15 protein-coding genes are annotated in these 20,858 nt (G+C 62.6%); 7 read left to right on the top strand and 8 right to left on the bottom strand.

Features of this window, described 5'->3' with window-relative positions:
• Positions 1-21: 21 nt before the first annotated feature.
• Positions 22-1,161 carry an acyl-CoA dehydrogenase family protein gene (locus F0U63_RS32280; protein ID WP_395835829.1) on the top strand — a complete coding sequence of 380 codons (1,140 nt, stop codon included), beginning with the start codon at positions 22-24 and terminating at the stop codon, positions 1,159-1,161.
• 261 nt (positions 1,162-1,422) lie between these two features.
• Here the strand turns inward: F0U63_RS32280 and F0U63_RS32275 are convergent, their stop codons facing one another.
• Both F0U63_RS32275 and F0U63_RS32270 read right to left on the bottom strand, forming a co-directional pair.
• Entirely contained in the window at positions 1,423-2,640 is a 1,218-nt protein-coding gene (locus F0U63_RS32275; protein WP_395835827.1) for an IS701 family transposase, read from the bottom strand.
• 317 nt (positions 2,641-2,957) lie between these two features.
• Positions 2,958-6,722, bottom strand: a complete 3,765-nt coding sequence (locus tag F0U63_RS32270; RefSeq protein WP_395835825.1) for a CHAT domain-containing protein — start codon at positions 6,720-6,722, stop codon at positions 2,958-2,960.
• A 519-nt stretch (positions 6,723-7,241) separates the two neighbouring features.
• Between F0U63_RS32270 and F0U63_RS32265 the strand changes: the two genes are divergently transcribed.
• Positions 7,242-7,673 (top strand): immunity 26/phosphotriesterase HocA family protein, encoded by a 432-nt coding sequence (locus F0U63_RS32265; protein ID WP_395835823.1) that lies wholly within the window; start codon positions 7,242-7,244, stop codon positions 7,671-7,673.
• A gap of 26 nt (positions 7,674-7,699) precedes the next feature.
• Here F0U63_RS32265 and F0U63_RS32260 read toward each other — a convergent pair whose 3' ends face one another.
• Positions 7,700-8,758 carry a tol-pal system YbgF family protein gene (locus tag F0U63_RS32260; RefSeq protein ID WP_395835821.1) on the bottom strand — a complete coding sequence of 353 codons (1,059 nt, stop codon included), beginning with the start codon at positions 8,756-8,758 and terminating at the stop codon, positions 7,700-7,702.
• A gap of 54 nt (positions 8,759-8,812) precedes the next feature.
• On the opposite strand from F0U63_RS32260, the gene F0U63_RS32255 reads away from it, so the two are divergent.
• From F0U63_RS32255 to F0U63_RS32245, 3 genes are all read left to right on the top strand, one after another.
• Positions 8,813-9,025: a hypothetical protein gene (locus F0U63_RS32255; RefSeq protein ID WP_395835819.1), complete on the top strand. Its 213-nt coding sequence runs from the start codon at positions 8,813-8,815 to the stop codon at positions 9,023-9,025.
• 136 nt (positions 9,026-9,161) lie between these two features.
• Positions 9,162-10,262, top strand: a complete 1,101-nt coding sequence (locus tag F0U63_RS32250) for a M35 family metallo-endopeptidase (RefSeq protein WP_395835817.1) — start codon at positions 9,162-9,164, stop codon at positions 10,260-10,262.
• A 715-nt stretch (positions 10,263-10,977) separates the two neighbouring features.
• Positions 10,978-11,538, top strand: a complete 561-nt coding sequence (locus tag F0U63_RS32245; protein WP_395835815.1) for an NADPH-dependent FMN reductase — start codon at positions 10,978-10,980, stop codon at positions 11,536-11,538.
• Between the two features lie 117 nt (positions 11,539-11,655).
• Here F0U63_RS32245 and F0U63_RS32240 read toward each other — a convergent pair whose 3' ends face one another.
• A complete protein-coding gene (locus F0U63_RS32240) occupies positions 11,656-12,102 on the bottom strand; it encodes an SRPBCC family protein (RefSeq protein ID WP_395835813.1) in 447 nt (148 codons plus the stop codon).
• 252 nt (positions 12,103-12,354) lie between these two features.
• Here F0U63_RS32240 and F0U63_RS32235 point away from each other — a divergent pair, with 252 nt between their 5' ends.
• Positions 12,355-12,852, top strand: a complete 498-nt coding sequence (locus tag F0U63_RS32235; protein ID WP_395835811.1) for a hypothetical protein — start codon at positions 12,355-12,357, stop codon at positions 12,850-12,852.
• 60 nt (positions 12,853-12,912) lie between these two features.
• Here F0U63_RS32235 and F0U63_RS32230 read toward each other — a convergent pair whose 3' ends face one another.
• The 4 genes from F0U63_RS32230 to F0U63_RS32215 all read right to left on the bottom strand — a co-directional run bounded on the left by F0U63_RS32230 (position 12,913) and on the right by F0U63_RS32215 (position 19,532).
• Entirely contained in the window at positions 12,913-15,126 is a 2,214-nt protein-coding gene (locus tag F0U63_RS32230) for a hypothetical protein (RefSeq protein WP_395835809.1), read from the bottom strand.
• Between the two features lie 216 nt (positions 15,127-15,342).
• Positions 15,343-16,266, bottom strand: a complete 924-nt coding sequence (locus F0U63_RS32225) for a type VI immunity family protein (protein WP_395835807.1) — start codon at positions 16,264-16,266, stop codon at positions 15,343-15,345.
• Positions 16,260-16,919 (bottom strand): hypothetical protein, encoded by a 660-nt coding sequence (locus F0U63_RS32220; RefSeq protein WP_395835805.1) that lies wholly within the window; start codon positions 16,917-16,919, stop codon positions 16,260-16,262. Before F0U63_RS32220 ends, F0U63_RS32225 begins: the two co-directional genes overlap by 7 nt.
• 1,431 nt (positions 16,920-18,350) lie before the next feature.
• Positions 18,351-19,532 carry a hypothetical protein gene (locus F0U63_RS32215; protein ID WP_395835803.1) on the bottom strand — a complete coding sequence of 394 codons (1,182 nt, stop codon included), beginning with the start codon at positions 19,530-19,532 and terminating at the stop codon, positions 18,351-18,353.
• A gap of 150 nt (positions 19,533-19,682) precedes the next feature.
• On the opposite strand from F0U63_RS32215, the gene F0U63_RS32210 reads away from it, so the two are divergent.
• Complete coding sequence (locus F0U63_RS32210) at positions 19,683-20,831, top strand: glycosyltransferase (protein ID WP_395835801.1); 1,149 nt, start codon at positions 19,683-19,685, stop codon at positions 20,829-20,831.
• Positions 20,832-20,858: the final 27 nt, after the last annotated feature.

The following is a 20,858-nucleotide window of genomic DNA, read 5'->3' as shown; positions in this document are numbered from 1 at the left end:
CACCCAAGGAGCCCGGCGACCATGTTGAACCCTTTCACCGAGGAGCATGAGGCTTTTCGCAAGACGGTGCGTACGTTCGTGGAGAAGGAGATGACGCCGCATGCCCTGGAGTGGGATCGGGCGGGCATCTTCCCGAGGGAGATCTTCAAGAAGTGCGGCGAGCTGGGCTTCTTCGGCATCAACCATGATCCAAGGTATGGCGGCAGTGGGCTGGACTACTGGTACGTGACGGCCTTTTGCGAGGAGCTGACGCGCAGCCGCAACGCGGGCGTGAACATGGCGTTGATGGTGCAAGGCCAGATGGCCACGCCGATCATCAACGAGATTGGCACGGACGAGCAGAAGCGGGAGTTCCTCGCGCCGGCGCTGGCGGGGGAGAAGATCGCCGCGCTGGGGATCAGCGAGCCGGGGGTTGGCTCGGACGTGGCGAACCTGCAGACGACGGCGCGCCGGGACGGGGATGACTACGTCATCAACGGCTCGAAGATGTGGATCACCAATGGCACGCGGGCGGACTTCATCACGCTGGGGGTGCGCACGGGGGGGCCGGGACACGAGGGCGTGTCCCTGGTGACGTTCCCCACGGACGTGAAGGGCTTCTCGGTGTCGAAGAAGCTCGACAAGGTGGGCAACCTGTCGTCGGACACGGCGATTCTCTACTTCGAGGACTGCCGCATCCCCCGGCGTTACGTGCTGGGGGAGGAGAACCAGGGCTTCTACCACATCATGACGAACTTCCAGGGCGAGCGCCTGGTGGGGGCCTTGTCGGCGGTGAGCGGCATGGATCGGATGATCGAGGACGCGCTCGCGTATGGGAAGGAGCGGCAGGCGTTTGGCAAGCCGCTGTTGGGCTTCCAGGTGTGGCGGCACAAGCTGGTGGAGCACATGGCGGCGCTCGAAGCGGCGCGGCGGCTGACGTACCACGCGGTGGCGCTGTTCGACGCGAAGGAGAACCCGGTGCGGGAGATCTCCATGGCGAAGCTGTTCGCGGGAGACCTGGCGCAGAAGGTGGCCTACGACGTCCAGCAGTTCTTCGGAGGCATGGGCTACATCGAGGAGACGCACATCGCGCGGGCCTGGCGCGACATCCGGCTCATCACCATCGGAGGAGGCACCTCGGAGGTGATGAAGGAAATCCTCTCCAAGATGTCTGGGTTCTGAAACCCTTGGCCCCGAGGGTCGCCCGGTGGATGTGCACCGATGCGCTCATTACATCTACGAGTGAAGTCGATGGGAATACGAGTTCAGGTAGAGTGGTTAACACTACTGCGTCAGGGGCCCGACGGGTAAACGCAAGAGGCCAGGGGCCCGCGAGATGAATCCGGGCACCTGCGGTGGCAGGTGGGGCAGCGGGGCAGCCAGGAGGCAATCACCCGAGCGATGGCCAGCCGTGCGGTGATGAAGCTGTCGTGAAAGTGGCGCTCAGGCCTGGAGCGGCTGCGCGTGGGCCTCATCCGCCCCTCGGGCCGAGGGGGGAAAATGCCGCACGCGTTCAGCGATGATGAACGCGTAGCAGCAAAGGGCGACGGAGACGTGGTGGTGCCAACCCGGAAAGCGACGGCCCTCGTAATGGTCGAGCCCGAGCTCTCCCTTCAAATCCTCGTAGACGCGCTCGGTTCTCCAGCGCTGCATGACGAGGCGGATGAGTTGTTTCGTTGCCGTACGGTCCGGCACGGAAATGAGAAAGTAATTGGCCGGCTCGGGCTCGTTCTCGCGCCACTCGATGAGCAGCCAGAGGGGTTCTTGTTGGCCCTTGGGCTCTCCCGCGGCGACCACGCGACGCAGGGCGAAGTGCGCCCGGAGTTCCTCCCGGGTGCCGCTGCGCCAGGTGCAGCGTCGAAAGCCCCCACGCTCGTGGATGCTCAACGCCATGTCTTTGACGCTCACCGCCTCGTCGTGAGGGTGCCCCTGGTTGTCGAGGAGGGAGACGGTTGTTTGCGGGTCTACCCCCACCGCATAGTGCAACCCCAAGGAGCGCACCTGCGCGCGGAAGTCGCTGGAGGAGCCATACGCGGAGTCCGCCAGGACGACTCCTTTGGGAACGCCGTCCGCCACGGCTCGTCCAATCATTTGCACCGCCAGCTGGGGCTTGGTCTTGAAGAGGACATCCTCGGGGATTCGGGCCTCCTGGCGGCGAACCGAGTCATTGGCCCAGGACTCGGGCAGGTACAGCTCGAAGTCGATGGGGAGGTGCTCGGTACGGGTGGCGATGCTGAGGCTGACGCCAATCTGGCAATTGGTGATTTTTCCCGCCGAGCCGGTGTATTGCCGCTGGACTCCCACCGAATGCTTGCCCTGTTTGAGGAAGCCCGTATCGTCGATAATCCAGGCTTCCACGGGCTCGCGTTGCGTCATGGCGTCCAGCGCATACCGGGCCGCCTCCCTGCGGACCTCCCGGTCGCTCCAGCGAGAGTCGACAGCGAAGTGGAGCAGTCGCTGGTGCATCGCATCGGTCTTGCTGGGGTCAGGACAGGCACGAGCCGCAATGGGTTCGACGCTCTTGCGCTCCCCGTCTCCCAGCAGTCCCATGGCATAAATAGCAAAGGAACCCCGGCGGCGCTCCTCTCCCAAGACATCGCCGATTCTTCGGAAATACTCCTCGAGTCGTTGAACCCCACCTGCGTCCATGAACGTGCGCATCGCCTGACTCGCTGAATCCGCTCCACCTCCCAAGCAATACGCACCGGTCGACTTTTCCGGTAGGGGCTCTCGCACTACTTCTAGAACCAAGCGGGCTGGCAAGCTCCCCCTTCACTGCCTGCCCATCTATGACGCAGTAGTGTTAACTGCGTCGATTCTTCCCGTATTCTGCCGTGTCAGCGCAGTTGCCAAACGGTTTTATCGACGCATTGCGCCACTTCCCCCCGAGCCTCTTCGCGCATAGCAACAGGGGCTCGGGCTGAGGCGCGGCGTAGCGCGACTTGAGCGGGTCGCGTCCTAGTTTGTCTTCGAATGATTCAAGTAGGGAATGGAGTAAGCCAGTAACAAAATGTCGCCCAAGCCGTCTCATCGTTTTCTGTGTTCGAACGAACCGCCTTTACGAATGCGATGTCATATGCAACTCCGGCTGCAAGTTCAGTGCAAAAGTTTTTGCTATACTTCGCTGCGATCTTGTCGTTTACAACCCATAAAGTACCAACAACGGAATGAGCTCCCAGGCGAAGAAAACCAGAGGCCAAGCTGAATTGCTCGCCTGGACTCGGCATTCCCTCATGGGCTGTTTCACAGGCACTTAAGAGGACTAACGGCTTCCGATCAAGGGCTTTGGCAGAAAGGAGATCCAGCAGGCGGAGCGATTTCATACGACCGGCTTCATCGACGAGCAGGAGTTCGGGTTCGTGCTCGCCACCCGCCATTCCATGACCAGCGTAGAAAATCAAATCAAATTCATGCAAGTGCTCCTGCATCCATTCGGGAGTTGGACGCTGCTCCAGCACTTGAACATTGGACGGTAACATGAGCGAGCGCCGTTCAAATACAGCGCGACCTAGCGCAATATCTGCTGACGCCAGGAGAGTGACGTCAGCGCCAACTTGCGCCAACGTCGTGGCGAAAGACGTGATCTCCCCGGGCGCTTCATCAAGTCTGTCAGACCCCATTACGATTGGATCTGACAGTATGCAAAGAACCTTTTGTTTCTGAAGAAGTACAGTGTCAACCTCGACGAGTTCGGGTTTGGGCACCCACGCCAATCCCTCAATGGTGTCCACGAGGCGCTTGCCTCTGGGGGCGCAAGCATGAAGCGGAATTCCACCCAAAACTCCAGGCGAGATGAGTAGCCGGGTGCCTTCCAAGGAAAGATCAGTGCTATCCAGGCTGGGCTCCCACAAATTCTCATTCACTTGCTGAATGAGGCTGCGAGTCGATTCTTTCCATTTTTTTGGATCTGCACTTCTGTTGGCATATGCATTGAGCCAACCTGTCTCATTCTTATCTCCATACAGCCAGGAGTCGATCTGTCCAAGGTGGAGGGGTATGACAGATTTTGCTCCGTGTGGCGGCAAGCCATGTCCAGCCCACAGGACGACAGTCCCCCATTTTGAGACATTAATATCGCAAAGTATCCTTTTGGTGCTTGAGACATCAACAGAGTGTCCAGGTGTTGCAGTCCCGATGCTCAGAACAGGAGACGCCACGGCACGAAGTTCAAGAGCGATCAATTCCTGCCGATATTCGTCCAGTGCTTCATGCGTGCCACGAATGGCATCGGACCGATCACTCTCGGGAGGGCTTCGGTCTTGATTGCGAATGAAGTCTGCTTCATAAATAAGGGCAAGGCGTCGGCTTTCATCAGTGGCACGTGCTCGCTCATCACCAGAGGCAATAGCCTTCGCCCTCAATTTAATCTCGGCCAGTTGCTGGCTCATCTCGTTTGCTTTCGCTTGCTGAGCGAGACTCCATAGCTCGGTTGCATCCGTTCCCAGGTTTGCTTCCAACCAAATGAGATGGGTGGACAACCACGCGTTTCTCTCGGACCAGCGACGCCGCCAAGCACCATGATCACTGCGCTTTTTTAGATGAGCGACGTGCTGTAGGGCTCTCTTGATGGCTGCTCTTGCCTCAAAAAGGTGAAAATTTTTCTGTTCAAGTTCGAGACTTGACCGGTCTACTTGGATGGCTGCATATTCTTCAAGTACTTCGATAGCAAGACTTATCTCGCCTTGTGATTCGAAATTCTCAGCAGCCATGGCTAGATGCTGAGTTGCCCGTCTCATACGAAAGCGTGAACGATGTCCATCGAAAGTTTGAAGCCGAGCCATCATCCAACACGCTTTACCAAGCCCGACAAGGTCTCTAGATTCGAGATAGATCCTGCGCGCGCGCTCAACAGCCTGCATTTGATCCCACCATGCGGCACGCCCACCTGATGGAGCGAAAAACCATACTTCGGCCCGTGCGATGGACACAAGTCCATAAACGTCAGGTGACGTCTGGAGCAAGCTCATGGCTTCATCAAGATGCTGCATGGCCATCTCGGCTTCGCCTTGTTTGGGCTCCCCCTCCAGGTAGGCATATCCCAAGTTTAAACGAATCTCACCACGTAGCCTATCGAAGCCTTCTGCGGGCAATATCCTCAACGCACGGTGGTATGACTGAATGGAAAGCTGCCGTCGTTGCTCTGGATCACCAGGAGAGCGACGTCGGAGAATATTGCCCTTGGTTAGTTCAAGAGTTGCTTGGATTTGCTTGACATACACCCCAGCATCTATCGGCAGTTCCATGCTCCGCAAGGAGTCAATTCCTTGATTGATGTACCGAAGCGCGAACTCTTGGTTCTCACTTCGGACACCCTCTGTCCTTTCGTTGTAAAACTGCGCAAGCTGAATCAAGACCGTCGCCAGACCGATAGGGAATTCGGTTAGCAATTGTAACGCCTCTTCATAAATCGCGACGAGTTCCGCATCAGTTGCCCTGACGCCCGGTGGCGCATGCGTAAGGGCACTGGCTAGATCTCCCAACGCGCGGCCACGTGCTTCGCGCTCGTACTTTGCTCCTTCAATGGCGAGCCCCTTCTTGAAGTCTTCAATAGCACCAATCACTTGTGGTGGGTCCCATCGAGAAAGCTCACGGCGGATGCGAGCCCGAAAGAACAATATGTCACGGCGAAGGCGCGGGTTGGTCTTCGCATTGGCCTGCGGTTCTACTGCGTTGAGTAGGCGAAATGCATCTTCTAAAGCAAGTCGAGGTTCAGGAACTACAAGGTAATTAGGCGCTAAAAGCATTGCATAGCGCAATACGTAGCTAATACGCTCTGCCGTAGAGATGCGGTGCATGATCGGAGCGTCAAGTAAAGCTCGGAATTGTTGCAGACAATCAAAAGCCAAGGTCGGACTGGTGTTGATCAAGAAGGCGCAAAAAGCCGTTCCTCCCCAAGCAAAGAGCGAGTCCCTATTGTTTTGGAAGGGATTGGTGGGATCATATAATCCGGTTGACAGGTCAGCCGCATCCCTTGCTGCCACCGTCAGTTCGATCTCTCTGTCTTTAACTTTTCCCGCGAGTTGTTCAAATCTTGAAAAAAGCTGTGATGGAGGAAAGAACCAAAGCTCCGAGCGTTCAGGACTAGTCGGTATCCTTATTTTTACCTGCTCGGTTCCATCGCGCAGTTGCTTGTGAAATTCATCATAGGCGGCGATAGCCCTCCTGCTGCTTTCCAGATGCTCAATGACCTGCTCAATATGGGTTGTGCTTTCCTTACTGGCTTCGTTACTCCTTTCGTGTTGAGCCATGGCTCGGAGAAACTCTAGAAATCCAGGGTCCATAAGCTCTGGATGAGTTTTTAAATCCATCGGACGTCGCGGCTGTAGCTTGTTCAACCTCTCAATGAGTTCGAAGGCCAATTCATAAACGCGCAAGGCGTTTTTGAGTCTCTCGGCACGCGCGGTGTCGCCTTCGCGGGAGGCATCGAAAATGCTGACTTGAATCAAAGGTTTGAAATTAAAGCTCCAGCAGAGCCAATGACTCTGAGCGGCGCTTGCTAAATCAGATAGATTGTCGACATGCGAGAACCTATGGATCAACTTGTGGGTGTTTTGTATAAGGCGCATGACTGCTTGAATCCGCTCTCGACTTGCAACCCACTCTCCTTGTTCGAGTTCTCCGAGGCGGTCAATAAGCGCAGGAGTTCGTGCGTTTTTCTCCGCGATAAAAATACTTATAGCCGCATCGGGCGAGTCGGCGGTTAGCAACCGCCAAAGGACATCTTCTTTTTGAAGTTCGGCCATTGAGCACCTCTATGCAGGGGAACCGCAGGCTCGCACCTGCTCTTAACCCCATGGATGAAGCTGGATTTGGTAGGTATGTCCCAGCACCTTGTTGCCTGTAGTTTGGCTGTCAGGAAAATTGCGCTAAGAGCCAGTTTCGGTAAGCCGCACCCCTGACCGGTTGCCCCTCGGGCGAGGGGTGGATGAGGGTCCCTAGCGAAACAGGCTATCACTACGGTGGGATTCTACCCATGCGGAAGTCTCCGACTCAAGACATTGAGTTCCTTGTATCCGGCCCACGACTCTCCTGGCAAGGCGCCCGCATTAAACTGGGTACTTCCCTCAGCCAGGGGCTGGCGGCCCCCTGTATCAGGGGCGGCGTATCGTCGTAGCCCTTCGCGCTCTTGCTGACCCAGTCGGGCATCTCGTCCGAGAACATGAGCCCGTAGAAGGTGTCAAAAAAATTGCTCCAACAACCCCCGCCCTACGAATCGTTTGACACCTTTGTCGGAATTGGGCAGGCAGAAACAAAAGGCAGGCATGTTTGTCAGGCTGGCACTCGCCGATGGTTTCTTCGGGTATGGGAGACTGCTTGAACCACCCAGTATTGCCTTCTACGATCACAAGACCACGGACCCAGACTCTGACTTGGACAGGATTGCGTCAAGGCCCGTCCTCTTCAAGATTGCCGTCAACCTGCTGGCTCTGAATGCATGGGAAATCATCGGATGGAGAGCACTCGAGGAGCACATGACTCAGCCGCTCGTTCAGTTCAGGCAGGACGTGGGAGACTTCCGTCGCTGCACCATCTTCGACACCGCTGGCAACAAGAGATCCGCCGAGCCACAGGAATGCGTGGGGCTCGAGCGCGCCGCGGTCTGGGAGCAAGATTCCGTCGAGGAGCGCCTGCTCGATGCCTTCCTGGGGCGGCCCAATGCCGCTATGGAGCACTTGAAGGTACGCCTTCGTTAGCGCTCCGAATGGCTTGAGCACACCCGTCACGTGCCCACCTCGGCGTTCCCCTCTCCCGATACCGGCCCGTGTAGCCCGAGCCGCGAAGCCGCCCGCGAGGCCGTACCACTCTGTTTGTCTCGCGCGAGGACGAGCCTCCACGCCTCCCGGGCCTCGTCATGGCGGCCGAGCCCCGCGAGGCAATCTCCCCAGGCCAGCAGGCCATCTCCCCCCTGACCCTGGTAGGGGTGCGTGGCGCCAGCCTCGAAGAAGCGCAAAGCCTCTTCCGGGTGCCCCTCCGCCAGGGTGATGCGCCCGAGCAGGAACAGCCCGTTGCGCGTGCTCGACACCCGGAGCGCGTGCTTCAACCCCGTGCGTGCCTCTCGCCGAGCCTCCTCGTACCGGCGCACCGCCAGCAGCGAGGCGGCACGGGCGAAGTGCGCCTCGCTCCGGTACATCCGGGGCAGGCGCCGCCAGTCCACCTGGGCGAGGGCTCTGAGCGCGTCCTCTCCGCGTCCGGTATGGGAGAGGATCCACGCGCGTTGGACGGGGAAGAAGTTCCACAGGAAGGCATCCCCACGAGCTGTCTCCTCCAGGTTGGACAGACGCGCGCTGGCGGCCTCCCAGCTCCCGAGGTTGTAGACGGCCTCGACGAGGTTGAACCGCACCAGGGCCCAATCGCGCGCCGCGGACGGCTCCGGGGGATTGGACGGACCCTGCCAGCCCCGTTCGATGTCGAGTGCTTCTAAATAGAGGCCCGCGTTGATGAAGAGGTTGATGGCGCAGTTGGCGCAAGGAAGACACGCGTCCGCCTTGGCATGGACCGCGAGGTCGCGGGCCCCCGAAACGGCCTTCTCGGTACGGCCGAGTGCCGAGTGAGCGTAGAGCTCCTCCCGCCGCAAAATGGGTCTCATCCAGGCCGCGAGGGGAAGGCGCTCCAGGACTCGGATGAGGGCGAGAGCCGCGCGGAATGCGCCCCGGTTGAAGACCCAGGTCGTGAGGCGCAGCAGAAGCCGATGCACCGGATCCCAGAGCAGCAGCCAGACCACGAGGACGAGGAGCAACTCAGGGGGGATGGGGGCGAGGCTCGCGAGGGCGAGGGACATGGGCGGTGGGACTCCGGAGCCGGGTACTCTACCTCTTGAGGGCGGTTCCACGGGATGACTTTCGAGGTAGAACCCCAGGAAGGAAAGCAACCCCTCGTCAGCGCCCGCATCGCCCACGACGTGTCCGTCAACGGAGGGGCGAGCATGGCGCTCTCCTACGCCAAGACGAACTGGGACAAACGGACGGTGACGACGCTCCACGTCAAACTGAACGCGGGCGCGAACACGATCCGCTTCTCCCGGACTCTGTGTCTTTATCAAGGTTGACGCGAAGTGAGCCGTTTGGACTCAAGTCATGTTTCTCGGCCAAACGGGGAATTACATAAAATTTCTCATTATGTTATAAACTGGGTAACCGGGGCGCCTCGTGGGCACCGGTCTTGATCCAGAAAGGGAGTCCTGCGTGAGCAAGAGCCTTCGCGGTAACTTCAAGTGGCTGGTGGGCGGAATCGTCGGTGTGTCTCTACTGGGCGCGTGTGGCGCTCCGGCGGAGGGCGAGGACGGCTCCGAGATTCAGGACCAGGCCACTGGCGACGTGACGGTGAGCCTGTCCGTGGCGAAGTCGTCGCTGAGCGCTCGCGAGGACGTGTCGGTGGCGGTCACCTTCACCAACACCTCGTCCCAGCCGGTGCGGCTGCTCAAGTTCTACGTGCCGGATGGGCACCTCAAGGAGGGCCTGTTCGAGGTCACCCGCAACGGTGAGCCGGTGGAGTACATCGGCCCTGAGATCAAGCGCGCGGCGCCGACCGCCCAGGACTACATCACCCTGGCACCCGGCGAGAGCCTGACGGGCTCGGCGCCCGTGTCGGGCATGTATGATCTGTCCGAGTCCGGCAGCTACACCCTCCGCTACGCCGCGCGCTCGCTGGATCAGCACAGCGCGCTCCTCTCCAAGGCCGCCCAGCTCGACTCCAACCTCGTGAGCCTGTGGATCGAGGGCCGTGAGAGCGGCCAGCCCGAGCTCCAGGCTCAGGGCACCGTGTCGGCCCAGGGCTTGTCGTACTCGGGCGCCTGCACCACCTCGGAGCAGTCGTCGATCAGCACCGCGGTGGCCAACGCCACTTCGTACGCGAACAGCGCGTCGTCCTACCTCAACGGCATCTCCTCGGGCACCACGCGCTACACCACCTGGTTCGGCGCCTACTCGAGCACCAACCTGGGCACGGCTCGCAGCCACTTCACCAACATCAAGAACGCCTTCGCCAGTGCGGCGATCGTGGTCGACTGCAGCTGCAGCGACAGCTACTACGCCTACGTGTATCCAACCGCGCCGTACAAGATCTACGTGTGCAACGCCTTCTGGAGCGCTCCCGCCACGGGCACGGACTCCAAGGCCGGCACCCTGGTCCACGAGATGAGCCACTTCAACGTGGTGGCGGCCACGGATGACTGGGCCTACGGCCAGAGCTCGGCCAAGAGCCTCGCGTCCTCCAACCCCTCCAGGGCCCTGGACAACGCGGACAACCACGAGTACTTCGCGGAGAACACCCCCGCGCTGCCGTAAGCTCGGCCGGGATAGATGGATGAGAGACGGGAGCGGTGACGCTCCCGTTTTTCTTTTCCGCGTGTGCCCAATGACTGGCCCCCAGAAGAAGACCAGCACCACGGAGCCCAGGGCAAACAGCGTGTCGCCGGGGACGCGCAGCCACCGCAGCGTGTCCATGACGGGCGTCTGGAGGAACTCGGCGCTCCGCGCGTACCAGTAGCCGTGCTCCACCGCGGCCCAGGTCTGCATCAGCCCCACGGGCAACAGGCTGATGCCCACTGGAGCCCACCTCCATGCCGCCCATGGACTGCCAGGTGTTCTGCCCCGGTGGATCTCCCCCGGGCCGATGAGCACCTGGCCATCGGTAGTCACCACCCGCTCCGGGACGGGAGGGGCCTGTTGGTAGATCCGCACCCCCGTCCACCCCAGGATGGAGAAGGAGACCACCAGGACCAGTGCGAACGCGAACCAGAACTTCCGCACGATGACGCCTCCCGGGCTCCGGTGGGACAGCCGACCCAGGAGACGTTGCGCACGTGGACTCCTTGGGACAACCGAGAGGCGTCTGGCCTGCCAGGGGTGGGCGCGTCCAGGCACACCCCACCAACAGTGGCCCGTTGAGCATCGCCCGGTGGACAACTCTACGGGAGCGCGGCTCCGCCGCCGACTCGCTCGGGGTGCTATGCACCCGAGGAAGTGCTGAACCCAACCTTCTCCAGGAGAACAGCGAACCATGCTCAAGGTGGCCATCATCATCGGAAGCACGCGTCCGGGCCGCAAGGCCGAGGCCGTGGCCCGCTGGGTCCACGAACTCGCGAAGAAGCGCGATGACGCCGAGTTCGAACTCGTGGACATCCAGGACTTCAACCTGCCGCTCCTCGACGAGCCGGTGCCACCGTCCATGGGACAGTACACGCAACCGCACACCAAGGCCTGGGCCGCGAAGATCGACTCCTTCGACGCCTATGTCTTCGTGACGCCCGAGTACAACCATTCGATGTCCGGCGCGCTCAAGAACGCGATCGACTACCTGTACAAGGAGTGGAACAACAAAGCGGCCGGGTTCGTCAGCTACGGCAGCGCGGGTGGAACACGCGCGGTGGAGCAACTGCGTCTGGTCATGGGTGAACTGCAGGTCGCCGACGTGCGCGCCCAGGTGATGCTCTCGCTTCGCACCGACTTCGAGAACTACAGCACCTTCGCGCCGGCGCCCCACCATGAGAAGTCGGTCCACACCCTGATTGAGCAAGTCATCGCCTGGGGTGGGGCGTTGAAGCCGCTGCGGAAGAAGTGACGTGAGCCTCGCTCTCGTCGTCGCCGTCCAGCCGCACCATGTCGCCCGGCCCGACATTCGCGGCCACACTGATGACGAACTGTGATGCGTTGTCGGCGGGCGTGGTGATGACCGGCATCAGACTTCGCCCGCCGCGACCGCGGCCTTCACATTCTGGAAGAAGAGCTCGAAGTTCTTTTCCGAAATCTTCTTCGCGTCTGCTTCGGGCATGTCCACGGGGATGAAGGTCGAGCGCAGCATCAGGACGCAGGCCTCGGGTCCGGCACGAATCACCTTCGCGAAGCCACGATAATCGGCGAACGGCACGAGGCCGCCCGTGTCGATGATCTGATACATCATTTCCATGTTCGCGTCGTCGTAGTGGTCGCAGCGCTCCTTCACATAGGCCACGCCCAGATGGCCTTCCGTGCGCATGGTTCGCACCATGCCGAGCCCTTGACCTTCGAATTCCATCGACGAGACGTAGCCCTTGCCGGCGATGCGCTGCCCGTCGGGGGTCGAAAAAAGCTTCCAGACTCGCTCGGCCGAAGCGGCGATCTTCGTGGCCTGTTCATTCACGACCATGGACTTCCTCCCATGCCGCAGTGTGGGCCGGGCGGCTTCCGCCGAGCAAATCCCACTGCGCGGGCAGCCCGCCAGCGCGGTGTACCACGTGTACCACCGGTACAGCGGTGTACCGGCCTCCTCCTTCGGGAACTGGTACACCTCGTTCCAGCACCCGCCCAGATTCCAAGGGGTTGCCCCAGTCACCGGGTTGGCCTGTCACTTGCTCATGCGTCCTCGCGCAGTCCATCCACTCGCATCCCGAGGATTTCCATGAACCACCGTCTCTCGATCGCCGCCGTCGTGACGTCCTTCTCGCTGCTGCTCTCCGTGGGCTGCGGGGAGGCCATGGAAGAAGCGCCGCGGGAGCCCGCTACCCAGGACTCGGCGCTCACCGCCTATCACAATGGCCTCGCCTGCGACACGGTGCAGCCGTTCACTTCCTCCATGGTTCCCCCCGCCGTGGGTTCCAACTATGTGGACACGCATTGGATCTATCCGGCCTGTGGCGCCGTGAATGGCCGACGGTACGTGGGGGTGGAGGTCTTCATGGTGGCCTGCGGAACCATGGATGGCACGGGCTGCCCGAAGTTCGAGGTGCTCGACGCCTCGGGCGCGGTCCTGAAGACCTATACGAGTTCGAGCGCGAACCAGTATGTCCGCGTCTCCGCGCCGACGTCGGATGCCATCTTCGGCATCCGCTTCACGCAGCCGACCTGGTTGCCCGCGAGTTCCGCTACGTCCGCGAACATCAACGTCGCGAGCTGGTAGCGCGTCGCCCTTGATGCCGGAGGCCCTCCGCGGACCTCCGGCGGCGACGTGTTCCGGTGGCTAGTAGGACGACTTCGACACCATGTTCTGGTTGGTGACGGCGGCGCCCGTGCCGTTGATGATGTGGTTGATCGCGGCGCCCGGGGTGCTGCCGAGGAACACCGTGATCATGTGCTGGAACTTCACCCCGGGGGTGGTGGGCGTCTCGATGGCGTTCTCCAGGATGACGGGGTTGTAGAACACGGAGTAGATGCCCAGGCCCCGGGCGTCATGGTTCGTCACCGAGTTGGCGACCTTGTACGACGCGTAGCCGTTCACCCCGTCGTGCGTCCACCGGCTCTGGTTGGGCACGTCGTAGGGGATCTCCGACTGGTAGAAGTAGACGCGGCCGTTGTTGCCGTTCCACAGGGTCTGGTAGCCCTCGAAGTGCTCGCAGAACAGACCGTAGGCGGACACGTTGTTGCCGTTGACGATGATGCCGTTGATGCCCTTGTTGGTGTCCCAGCCCACGCCATTGCCGTGGTCGGCGCGCCACAGCCAGATGTTGTCGATGAGCACGTCGTTGCTGTTGATGGTGACGCACACCGTGGCGTTGCCGGCCTGCGCTCCGCCCACGCGGCAGGACACGTCGAAGAGCGCCGTGGGGTTGGCCGCGTGGCTCACGGTGCTCGCCGCGCTGCCCACCGAGAGCAGCACGGCGGAGTTGTTGATGCCCGCGTCGAAGAGCACTCCGGCCACCGTCACGCCGTCCACGTCCGCGACGTTCATCGCGGCGGTGCCTTGATCCGGAATGAGCGTGGCGAGCCCCAGGCCGAGGATGATGGTGTTGGGGTTGGAGACCTGCAGGGCACGGCTCAGGTGGTAGATGCCCGGGGTGAGCAGCAGGTGCTTGCCCGCGCTGAGCGCGGCGTTGAGCGTGTCGGCCGTGTCCCGGTCCGAGCGGGCGATGTGGAACTTGTCGATGGAGAGGGTGGTGCCCGCGGTCGTCCCGGCGCTCCACGTGGTGCCCTTGCTGTTGGTGCGCAGCGAGGGGACGCGCACGGCGTAGGCGCCGTTGGCGTCGATGAAGAGGTAGGGCTTCTCCCGGATGACGGGCGTCGTGTCGACGACGGTGTACACCTGGTTGGGCCAGGTGCCCGACGGGGCCTGCTCATCGCCCACGAAGACCATGTTCCAGTTCTGGCCCTGCCAGTTGTTCAGGCTCGTGTTGCGCGTGAGGAACTGCTGCTGGGTGCCGGAGTTGATGACGTTGTCGATCTTCGAGTCCGCGATGAACCCGCCGCTCGACCAGGCGTTCTGGTAGGCGTTGTCCCAGAGGTTGATGGAGCCCTTGACGTGGATGCGGCGCATGGTGGTCGCCTGCGACACCGCCCACACCGCCGTGTTCGAGTCCTTGGTGGGCACGATGGAGAGGTTCTCGGCGCCGCGCCAGAAGTTCTGGGTGGCGTTGCCGTTGAACCAGTCCGCCTTGGCCCGCACCGCGCCGTTGATGGTCACGTTGTCGGGCGACTGTCCAAGCCCGAAGACGCTCATGTAGAAGCCCACCCGCACGTCGACGTTGTACTGGCCCGGCTTGAAGAAATACGCGTAGCGCTGGCTGCCGAACTGGTTGGTCTCCTGCTGCTGGAAGATCTGATCGAGCCGGCTCTGGATGCTCGCCGCCGACATGGAGGGATCGAAGACGAAGACGTTGGGGCCGAAGTCCGGGCCCCCCGTGCCACCCCCTCCCCCCGAGGCGGTGATGCCCAGGGTGAGCGTCTCCCACTCGCGCGCCGAGGCCCCGGCGGCCGAGACCGTGGAGCCGCCCGCGTTGGCGGCGGAGATGTACTGGCCCGTCACCACCGTCTTGAGGGCGATGGAGTCGCCGCTGACGACGGTACCGGTGCCGTTGAGCTTCTGCAGGGTGAACTGCTCCCAGGACTGGGGCGCGGTGGCGGTGAAGCGCACGGTGCTCCCGCCGCCATTGAGCGCCGAGCCGTACTGGTTGCTGATGCTCTGCAGCGTCACCGTGTCACCGTTGACGAGCGAGCCGCCGTTGAGATCGGTGAGGGTGAACGTCTCCCACTCCAGCGCCTGGGTGCTGTAGGCCATCAGGTCCGCACCCCCGCCCTTGTCGGCCACGAGGTAGTGGCCCGACCAGGTCTTGAAGTTGACAGTGTACTGGTTGGTCGCCAGGGGCTGGGCGGTGCTTCCCGCGGCCTCGCTCTGCTCGGGGCTGGAGGCGGGCGCGCAGCTCGCGCTGACCGCCAGCAGGCTCCAGGTGGCGAGGTTCATGACTCGCGACCGGCGGGGGTGAACGGCGGGGAACGACTTATCGGGCTTGGCTCGGCGCATTGCGTCCTCCACGTGGACTCGTGGACTTGGGGTTGCACCCGCTTTAAGTAAATTCTATGTAAACTACAAGAACAGATTGTTCTTGTTTTCAGTCGGAGGGCTCGCCACGACTGGAAGTGGGCTTTCATCCGCCTGAGCGGAGGAGGCAGGCGGTGGTCAGTCGAGGAAGCGGCGCTGCCAGCGTCGTGCGGTAGCTTGGGAACCGGGCTGCGCGTACAAGTAGGGTTCCAACACCCCAGCCAGGGCGCGGTAGGGTTTCATCTCTTCCTTTTGCTCCACGTCGCCCGCTTCAGGCCATTTCCCTAGGGAAACCAGCGCCTTCTCCGCGCCTGCGTCTTCAATGGACACCTCTGGAAGAGCCAGCCGCGCGCGAAGACCAGCCACGCCGCCGAGTTGATTGAGCAATGGCTGACCGTAGAAGTTCAGCCAGTAGGCGCCCAGCACACGCTCTCCCAGGTTCATGGAGGTGGTGTCGAGGCGAGGTATGTCCATCCCTGGGTAGCGGAAGCATTGCTCGCGGATGAACTGCATGACCGGCTTGCTCTCCAGGAGAGGGTTGAAGGCAAGGCTGACATAGCCAGAGGTGAGAGGGAGTTCTCGTGCGAGCGCCACAGCCAGGGCCTTGACGTGCTCGGGTCCACGGGTGTCCAGGTACTCGGTGGGCATCCAGAAGGACACCGCGCTCACGAAACCTGGCAGATCGAGGTCTTCTCTCGGCCTGCCGTGGTACTCGAAATGAAAACCACCTACCTGGTTTTCGTACTCCTCCAACCGCAGGATGCAGCTATCGCGGGAGCTTAGTTCAGCGCGAACCTTCGCCCAGAGTCCGCCATCCAGGGGCCGCACGTCCCCCGCCCATCCTTTGTACTCTTCGGGGGAGATGTCGCCTCCCATGTCCACGTACCAGCTCAGCTTTTCGTGTCCCACTGCATCGAGATAGAGGTCCAGAGCGCGCGTGACGGCCTGAGATATGTCGTCGTGTGCGCGCCGCATGAAGAAACAGAGGATGAGTCCTTCGCGCAGCACCAATCGACCATCAGGCGAGGCTTGCCTGAGCTTCGGATATTTTTTGCTCACCATACGGGCTCTGGAATGACTCCGTCCAAGGGGGTAATGCGAGAAGGCGATTGTCCCAGAACGCGTCGGTACATCTCTCCTTGAGTGCGACCCTGATAGGGATGCCCTTTAGGATATGTGCTCCAGGTAGGGAGATTGGTTTCTGGGCAGGGGAACTTGAAATCATAGATAGCCCATGCGTGGAGTGGGTCTCCTGAATGGATGACGACATCAGGTTCCAGGGTGCCCTCAAGCTCTTTTTCCCGTCCTTGCCGCATGAGTTCTTCTCGTGCTTCTTTGCTCACGAGACTCTTGCGTCCTGTCACGGGGTCGAAGCGGTAGCGCTGTTCCAGGCTGAAGTGTCTGGGGAGCAGTTGATTCAGTGCTTTATCGGCACACTCGCGAGCCTCCTTGTGTTTTTCCAGTCCCCAGCGCATCGCCTGGGTTATCGGCTCCCCTTTGGGGGTCCTTCCGATTTTCTGGTCGCACTCGTCTCTTCTCGGTTTCCTTCCACCCAGCCGCTTTCGGTTGATCTCTTCTTCCGCATGGCGCGCGCACTTTTCCAAGAGCTTTTCGATCTCCGCTTGAGCCGCTTGAAGATCATCGACATCCTTCAGCACCAGTGCCGCTGCGGTTGTGGTCGCGACCTTTCCATCAGGGACGCGGGTGTTCTTCATGGGTTGTACAGACCGGAAGGCTTGACCTTCCGTCCCCTCGATTCCGTCGCAGGCTTCCGGATTGTCAGGGTGGTTCTTCACGCAACAGCTATGGGTGGTATCCGTTGACGTGCAGTTGACTCCATCCAAACACCCACTGACACAGATACAGGTGAGCAGGACGAGCAACGGAGGTAGCGCCCAAGGCCCAGGCTCCTTGGTGGTGATGTCGCACGGTGAGAGATGAAACTCCTGTGACAGCATGGGCTCATGTTACCGCACGGCATCCCCGGTGTTGATGGGTGAAATCGTGCGGCGGGCTCATTGCGCGAGTATCATGGCCCTCATGGTGCGCAGGATCGGGCGGGAGCGTCCGCGAGATGTGAGCGGATTGTCGTTGAGGTCCAAGGGAACTCGTCGGCCATGAAATGGCGGACCGCGCTGGCGTTCGCCGCCGTGTCGCTGCTCGTCCTCCCCTTGCTGGGACTGCTCTTTCTATGGAGCTGGGCGCCCGAGGAGCGGGTGGTCGAAGGGTGGCGATTCGCTCCGTGGCTGCCTCCCGCGGAGTTCCGAGAACGGCCAACCCATCTTCATCCCTGCGAGGGGGACGAGCAGTGTGACCCGCCACTCGTGTGTTTCCATGATCCGCGCTACCAGCAACGGCGATGCACGGGGAGTGGATGTGAGTCGGATTCGTGGTGCCCTGCTCAGAGCGCCTGTCGGTCCGTTCCCATGCGGGGGCGGCAGGGCATGGCTCTCCGTGCATGTGCCCTCGAGGGGACGCGCAAGGAGGGAGAACGGTGCCTGCGGTATCCGCAGCCGGCTCTGAGGCAATGGGCCTGTGAGGAAGGGCTCGTCTGCGCCGGTTCCGGCTGGTGTGGTCGGCGGTGCATGCCTGGGGAAAAGGGGACGTGCCCGGAAGGCTTCTTCTGTGCCCGAGGGGACCCTGACGGGCCCGTGTGCCAGCCCTCGTGTGAGGGCCGTGCGTGCCCCGCGGGCCGGGAGTGCGTCCGGCAGGACGGCGGCGTGTCGGTGTGCCTCGAGGTGCGGGGACATCCATGTCACGGCGAGGAGCCCTGTTCCGAGGGGGATGTGTGCGAGACGGAGCCGTTTGTCTCCGTGGAGGGGCAGGCCTGGAGGCAATGCGTCCAGCTTTGTGGGCAGGAGGGTGCTGGGCGTTGTCCGGAAGACTTCGTGTGCCACCAGGGCCGGTGTCGTCTGCACTGCTCCTTGCATCGGCCCTATCCGTGTTTGACCCAGTTCTGCGTGAGCACCGACGACGCGGGCAACGGCGTGTGCTTGTTCTCGCCGGAGCAGTGGAGCCTGGACGCCGCGCCGGTCCAGCATGGCGGGTGACCCGAAGAGCCGAATCCTCTGGTGTCTTGGTGCAATTCCCGACCAGAACCACTGGAGGGAAGGCCAGGCAGTGACAACCCCTTGGCGAGAACTGTGCTACCGGTAGAAGTGGTCCGCGAGGAGCCGGGCGTTGAAGAGCATGGCGTCGTAGCTGGTGTAGACGCCGTGGCCGAAGCACGTGGTCAGGCAGTTGGGCATGGCACCCGTGCCCCGGTCGCCGTAGTCGACGAGGTAGCTGAACCCATCCCTCGGCACGCGCGCGCCATGGCGTACGTGCCGCAGCCACGCCTGCACGTCGTGGCCCTCTCCGAGGATGGCATCGAGCCGCGCGGCCAGCTCCCGCTCCTTCGCGCTGCCCGGCGGAATGTCCGAGCCGGAGATGCCCCACTGGTGCACGTAGTCGCCGTTCTCCGTGTAGAGGACTCCGGCGATGGAGCTCCCGCGCGGCTCCGTTCCCCGGTGATTGATGACGTGGAGGAGACGGCACTGCCGGCCCGTGGCCCAGCCATAGCGCGGCGGCATGCCGAAGGTGGCGATGTCGAGCCGCGCGCGGGCGACCGTGCGCGCCATGTCCTGGAGGGCCTCGGTGGGCTCGCCCGCGTCGCGCACGGCCTGCCAGAGCGCCTCCGCGGTCCGCGCCGGATAGACGAGCTGCGTGAGCAGGGCGAGCACCTGGCCGCCGTGGCTATGCCCGAGCAGCAGCGCCCGCTTGCGCCCAAGCTCCGAGGTGGCCAGCAGCCGCAGCAGCTCCACGGCCGCGCGCAGGCGGGCGACATGGTTGTTCGCCGAGGACCAGACGAAGCGCGTGGTGGGGATGTCCGCGCCCAGCGCCTTCTGGAAGAGGGAGACGTACTCGGGGGTGTAGTTGCCGAGATCTCTCAGGAGGCGGTCGCTCGGGAGCTTGGAGAGGCGTTGCAGGGACGGCATGAACCCCGGGCCCAGCGCCGAGAGAGGCCCCTGGAGCGAGGAGAGCAGCAGGGTGGGGTCGTGGCCGACGAAGGTGCCGTGCACGAAGACGACGTGGCGCACCCCGGCGCGGCGCAGCCGGAGGCCCGCCTGAGCCATCGCCTCGCGCCAGGCAGTGGATTGGGCCTCGAGGAGAGGCGTCTCGCGAGCGATCGGCGGCATCGCCTCGAGCGGCCGCACCGCGAACGTCCCCGGCCGCGGCGCGGTGTCGTATTGCTGGGGTTGGCAGAGGGAGGGCTTCGGGCGCAGCCGCCACGCGACGAGCCCGGCGAGGGTGGCGAGGAGGAGGAGGAGCGTGAGCGCGAGCCACATGTCATTCCACCTCGTGCCGCCACGGCCACGGGGACGGCCCGTTGGAACGGGCCGGGCGGAGGGGGATGGTTCCGGTCAGGTGCCGCATGCCGCGGCAGTTTATTCGGAAAGCTGATGTATGGAGCGGGGAAGACTCCGCCTGGGCGAACCATGCTCCTCTTCCTCCTCACCGCCGCCAGTGCCCTCTATGCGCTCACCATGACCGTCCTGCTGGTCCGGGTCATGCGTGCCGTGCCCCAGGTCCAGCGATTGAACGTGCCGCCCCCCGCGCGGTGGCCTCGGGTGTCGCTGGTCATGCCCGCGCGTGATGAGGAACGCACGCTGGAGTCCGCCATGCGCTCCAAGCTGGGGAACACCTACCCGGAACTCGAGCTGGTGCTGGTGGATGACCGCTCGACGGATTCGACGGGAGCCCTCGCCGACCACTTCGTCCGGACCGAACCCCGGCTCCAGGTGGTGCACGTCGAACACCTGCCGGAGGGGTGGCTCGGAAAGGTCCACGCCATGCACCGGGGACTGGAACGCGCGAGCGGCGAATGGGTGCTCTTCAGCGACGCGGACGTGCACCTGGCCCCGGGAACCCTGGAGAAGATCATCGCCCACGCGGAGCACGAGGGGCTCGGCCATGTCACCGTATTGCCCGAGATCACCAGCTCCGGAGTGGTGCTCCAGATGGCGCTCGTCTCCATGTTCCGGCTGTTGTGCGTGAGCGTCCGGATGTGGGCGGTGTCCGATCCGCGCTCGTCCGCCACCATGGGCGCGGGAGCCTTCAACCTCGTGCGCCGCTCGGCCCTGGAGCGCACGCCCGGGCTGGAGTGGCTGAAGATGGAGATTGTCGACGACGTCGCGCTCGGAATGATGCTCAAGCGCTCCGGAGCGAAGCAGGCCGTGCTCAATGGCCGCGGTGGCGTGAGCCTCGAGTTCTACCCGTCCCTGGGTGCCTTCACCCGGGCGCTGGAGAAGGGCGGCGCGTCCTTTCCCTTCCTCGCGCTCGTCCTGGGCAACGTGCTCCTGACGGTGCTCGAGTGCGGGTTCCTCGCGGGAGTGTTCTCGGGACGCCCGGCGCTCGTGCTCCTCGGGGTGGGAACGTGGGCGCTGGGAGCCGGGACGACCTGGGCCTTCAGTACCTGGGCCGGCTTTCCCCGATCGCCCGCGCCCCTGGCCTTCCTGGGCGTCCTGCCCGCCGCCTGGGCCTCGATCCGCTCGGCCGTGCTGGCGCTCGTGCGAGGGGGCGTTGTCTGGCGAGGGACGTTCTACCCGACGTCCGCGGTGCGCGCCGGACAGCGGATGGGGCGCTGACGGGCCGCCCCACTCCGTGCAGCGGCC

It is taken from the genome of Cystobacter fuscus (assembly GCF_044360685.1).
In the GTDB taxonomy this organism is placed as follows: Bacteria; Myxococcota; Myxococcia; order Myxococcales; family Myxococcaceae; genus Cystobacter; species Cystobacter fuscus_C.
This window is presented reverse-complemented; position numbering and strand designations above follow the sequence as displayed.